At 63.0% G+C, this 4,191-nt stretch carries 4 protein-coding genes; all 4 read right to left on the reverse strand.

Annotated features, from left to right (window positions below):
• Window positions 1-159: 159 nt before the first annotated feature.
• Window positions 160-1,206 (reverse strand): low specificity L-threonine aldolase, encoded by a 1,047-nt coding sequence (locus OXI69_09330; protein MDE2666342.1) that lies wholly within the window; start codon window positions 1,204-1,206, stop codon window positions 160-162.
• A 138-nt stretch (window positions 1,207-1,344) separates the two neighbouring features.
• A complete protein-coding gene (locus tag OXI69_09335; protein ID MDE2666343.1) occupies window positions 1,345-1,734 on the reverse strand; it encodes a RidA family protein in 390 nt (129 codons plus the stop codon).
• Between the two features lie 59 nt (window positions 1,735-1,793).
• Window positions 1,794-3,038: a M24 family metallopeptidase gene (locus OXI69_09340; protein MDE2666344.1), complete on the reverse strand. Its 1,245-nt coding sequence runs from the start codon at window positions 3,036-3,038 to the stop codon at window positions 1,794-1,796.
• A gap of 269 nt (window positions 3,039-3,307) precedes the next feature.
• The gene (locus OXI69_09345; protein MDE2666345.1) at window positions 3,308-3,928 is read right to left on the reverse strand and encodes a transposase; all 621 of its coding nucleotides are present in this window, start codon (window positions 3,926-3,928) and stop codon (window positions 3,308-3,310) included.
• Window positions 3,929-4,191: the final 263 nt, after the last annotated feature.

Here is a 4,191-nt window from a genome sequence, read left to right on the forward strand (position 1 = left end):
AGGGGGAGTCGCAGAAGCCGAGCCGCAGGCGAAGGCTGATGCGGAGGGGGGCAATTGCGACGCCGCAAAGCAGCGCCGAATGGCGAAGGCTGATGCGGTGGGGGGGCCGACGCCAAGCCGCATTGTACCCAAGCGGTCCCTGCCCAGCAACTCCCCTCCCTACACCCCCTCGCTGCCATCCGATAGTTGCCGGGCCAGGGCCAGGAACGCGTTCACCTCGTCCATACGGGTTGCGAAACAGGTAACAAACCGGTAATGGTCCCGGCTCCCCGGCCAGAGGTGGAACTCGTAGCCCGCTTTTTTCAAGCCGTCGGCTAAGGGCGGCGGCATCCTGACGAAGACTTCGTTGGCCTCCACCGGATAGAGAACCTCCACGGCGGCAAGCCGGCCCAACCCTGACGAAAGCACGTCCGCCGCCCGGTTGGCCTGCTGCGCCAATTGCAGCCACAGGCCTTCCTTGAGGTAGGCTTCCAGTTGAACCGACATGAAGCGCATCTTGCTGAAGAGATGTCCGGCGCGCTTGTGTCGGCGAGCCAGGCCCAGGGCCCGGTCTCGGTTGAAGACCACCACAGCCTCGGCGGCCATGGCTCCGTTCTTGGTGGCCCCGAAGGAGAGGATGTCGACTCCGGCCTTCCAGGTCAGCTCGGCGGGTGTGCAACCCAGTCGTTGCACGGCGTTGGCAAGGCGGGCGCCATCCATGTGCAGCCCCATCCCCCGGCCGCGAGCGATCCGGGAAATCTCGCGGATCTCATCCGGCTTGTAGACGGTTCCCAACTCGGTCGCCTGACTGATGCTGACGGCGCTGGGCTGACTCTCATGGACCCCCATCTCCTCCGTCCTGTCCACGGCGGCTCGGAGAGTTCTCGGGTAGATCTTGGCCAGTTCCCCCGACAGCGGAACCACCTTGGCGCCCCCGCTGTAGAACTCGGGCCCTCCGCACTCGTCGGCATGGAGATGAGCCTCGTGGTGGCAGAAGACGGAACCGTAGGCGGGCGCCAATTGGGCGATGGACAAGGAGTTGGCCGCCGTACCCGTCGCCACCGGGAGAACCTCCAGATCGGTCTCGAACGTCTCCCGAAAGCGGTCTTTCATGCCTGAAGTAATCCCATCTTCTCCGTAGGCGTAGGCGTGACCCGAGTTGGCCGCCTGGAGAGCCGCCAGGATTTCGGGCGCCGCCGGCGATTCGTTGTCGCTGCGAAAATTCATCGTGATCCTTTCCCGTAACAGCCGGTATCTTCGGGAACGCCTGCACAGTCAGCCCGACGCTGTCGGCGAAATTTCCCGGGCTGCTTCATACAGGGCGGGGTTTTTTCCGGCCCGTCCTTCTCTCACGCAGAAGGCCAACTACTCGTCATCGACCAGGGCCAGGGCCTCGATCTCCACCATGAGCGAGGGCAGGGCCAGACCGGTCTGGACGGTGGACCGGGCCGGCGGGTTGCCCTGGAAGTAATGGTTGAAAACAGCGTTCATGCCCTGGTAGTGGGCCATGTCGCTCAAGAAGATGGTGGTCTTGACGACGTCGCTCAGGGAAGCTCCCACGGCCCCCAGGGCGGCTTCGATGTTTTTCATGACCTGCCGTGTCTGCGCCCCGACGTCTCCCTCGCCCACCACTCTGCCCTCCGCATCCAGAGCTATCATCCCCGCGGTGGTAACCAGCGCTCCCTTGCGCACCACTTGAGAGTAGGTGGCCGCGGGTTTGGGCAGGGACGGCGGATTCAAGCGTATGGTCTGCATGAGCACCTCCTTCAGGCGTTGACGTCGGTTGGTTGGAACGTCTGTTCCGGTTCCAACACTCACAGGTGAAACAACCCTCGCGGGAACTTGTTGAGGACCTCAACTCCGTCGGCGGTCAGGTAGCAGAGGTCGGCGATGGGATTGATCAGGAGGGTCCCCCCGGGTTCTCCCAGGCAGACGTGGAGCACGAACACATGGCCCGGCTGGAGCAGCTCACGGCTTCCGGCCAGCAGAAAGGGCCGTTCGGAGTAGTCCAGTCCCTGACCATGACCGATCCTTCCTCCCTGGATTTCATACCCGAACCTTGCCGCGGCCCGATTTCCGATCTCAATCAACTCACCGATGGGCAGTCCGGGGCGGATGATCCGGAGCACCTCGTCCTGCACCTGCAGGTTGGCTTCCACCATCCCGGCGGCCGCCTTGTCCAAAACCGGTCCGATGGTTCCCGCCCGGTCGCTCTGGATCCAGTAACCCTTGTAGACCACGTAGGCATTGACATTGATGTAGTCGCCACGGTTCAGGCGCCAGTCGTGACACTTGACCGACAGCTTGCCCGCCTTCAGATCGGTCCCGGGAGCCGTATGCATGCAGTGGTAGACGAAGTCGGCGCCCCGCTGTCGGGCCGCGGCGTCCATCTCGGCGGTGAGCTCATACCCCCACATTCCCGGCCTGAGGACTTCCGCCATTCGGTGGTAGCTCGAATCGGAGATTTCAGCAGTTCGCCGCAACAATGCGGCTTCCTCCGGGGTCTTGAACTGCCGGAGCTCAGCCACCACGTCGGGCGCCTCCGCGATACCGGCCGGAAGATTCCGCTCCAGATCGCGATAGAGGGTGACCGGCATGGCCTCGATTCCCGAAACGGCGACCGGATATCCATCGAGGCCTTCGGCCTTCAAGAGATGGGCGATTTCGGCTCCAAAGCTGCGGGATCCGCGGGAGGCAGCTTCTCCACCCACGCTGGAGTCGAAGGCGCGGGAGATCGCCCGCGGGTCGGGAGAGCTCACCAGGCGCACCTCGCCGATCCAGGACACCTCCTCGATCTGGTCCAGCATGTACTCCACACCGGCCACCAGCAGCGTCGCCTTGCCCCGTCTGGGGACCAGCACCATGACGTCGGTGATGCGGTCCAGGTTGGACCAGTTGGTGAGATAGCCGACGTGCCCGGTCTGATTCCACTGGTGAATCTTGGGCGCCGAGTAGACCACCACTCCGGCCAGGTCCCGGTCTGCGGCAAACCGGCGTACCCTCTCGATCCGGTCCTCGAATTCAGAACGCGGAATTTCGTGCTCTTCCTTTTTCCACATCGTCTTGTCTTTCCGTGGAGACCGGACCCTTGAACCCGCGGAAGTCCCCAGGAGTGGGATCGGAGAGACGGTTCAATCGACAGCGGCCGTGAAGGCGGACGCCCTGACGGCGCAACTCATTCCAGGCTGGATATTATTACAGAACGGAGAGCACCCACAACCGCGAGGCCAGCATGGGTTCACGGCAAGATTGTGACTGGTCGCATCCCCCCGGGCGGGCGCCCGGGGAATATCAATTGGAAAATGTTATCCCCCGTCAGTGTTGTGGTTTAGGCCGCAATTCTCACCAGAGTTCGCAATAGAGCGATGAAAGGGGCCCTGGAGACTTTTGAGGCCGAGTTTAACAACGTTGGTGGCTGGATCGGTTGGCAAATGCCCTCAGCGTAGGCATATGAGCCTGTCGGAGGACCCTCAGGCGGCATTTTCCCCCGAAAGCAGCGACACCTCTGCCACCGGGCCTGGAGGGCCTCAGGGTCGTGGTCGATCTTGTGGTAGCGGCCGGGGCCTTGGGTGGGAGCGTGTTCGAGCCGGTTGAGAGTGCTCTTGCCTGCCAGGGGAGGCGAGTCGGGACGGCGGCCTTTTTCTGAGACCAAGGCCATCAAGGGGTCGTGACGGAGTTGGTCGTGGTCGATGAGGTCGTCGTAGCCCTGGGCGATGCCGACGATGCGCTGGGCGATAAGCTTGCGCAGGCTGTAGTGGACCCGCTTGGGGTCGCGGTGATCGGTGAAGCAGTCCGCTACCTGGTCAGAGAGAGCCAGGCGCCGATCCACCCGGCGCAACAGCAACAGGCCGGCATCGGAAGTGATGGGACCACCATCGAAAGCAGCCACCACGCGGCGGCGTTGGCGGGGTTCAAACTCCAGGGGTTTGCTGGCGCACTGTGTTGGCATCGGTTCTCCTTCACAGATCTGGTTAACTCCTTCGCCAAGAGCATTTTACCAGATCCCGAGAACCGATGCCTCCTACTTCTGGTGAGACATGCGGGCCAGTCGATTTCCTCCATCAGCGGGTCCAGCTCGGGATCCCTTCGATCCTCACCGTTCAGCATGCGAAAGGGTCGGCTGTATGCGGCGGCACGGTACCGGGCAGGCCCCGGGCGACCGCCTTGAACAGGGTTGTCAAGGCCGAATTCGACCGTGCCAGAATGCTGGTC

It is taken from the genome of Acidobacteriota bacterium (assembly GCA_028875575.1).
GTDB lineage: Bacteria > Acidobacteriota > Terriglobia > Versatilivoradales > Versatilivoraceae > Versatilivorator.

Coding starts and splice junctions, on each gene's coding strand:
- OXI69_09330 (MDE2666342.1), bottom strand. CDS start 1,206: ATGAATTTTCGCAGCGACAACGAATCGCCGGCGGCGCCCGAAATCCTG.
- OXI69_09335 (MDE2666343.1), bottom strand. CDS start 1,734: ATGCAGACCATACGCTTGAATCCGCCGTCCCTGCCCAAACCCGCGGCC.
- OXI69_09340 (MDE2666344.1), bottom strand. CDS start 3,038: ATGTGGAAAAAGGAAGAGCACGAAATTCCGCGTTCTGAATTCGAGGAC.
- OXI69_09345 (MDE2666345.1), bottom strand. CDS start 3,928: ATGCCAACACAGTGCGCCAGCAAACCCCTGGAGTTTGAACCCCGCCAA.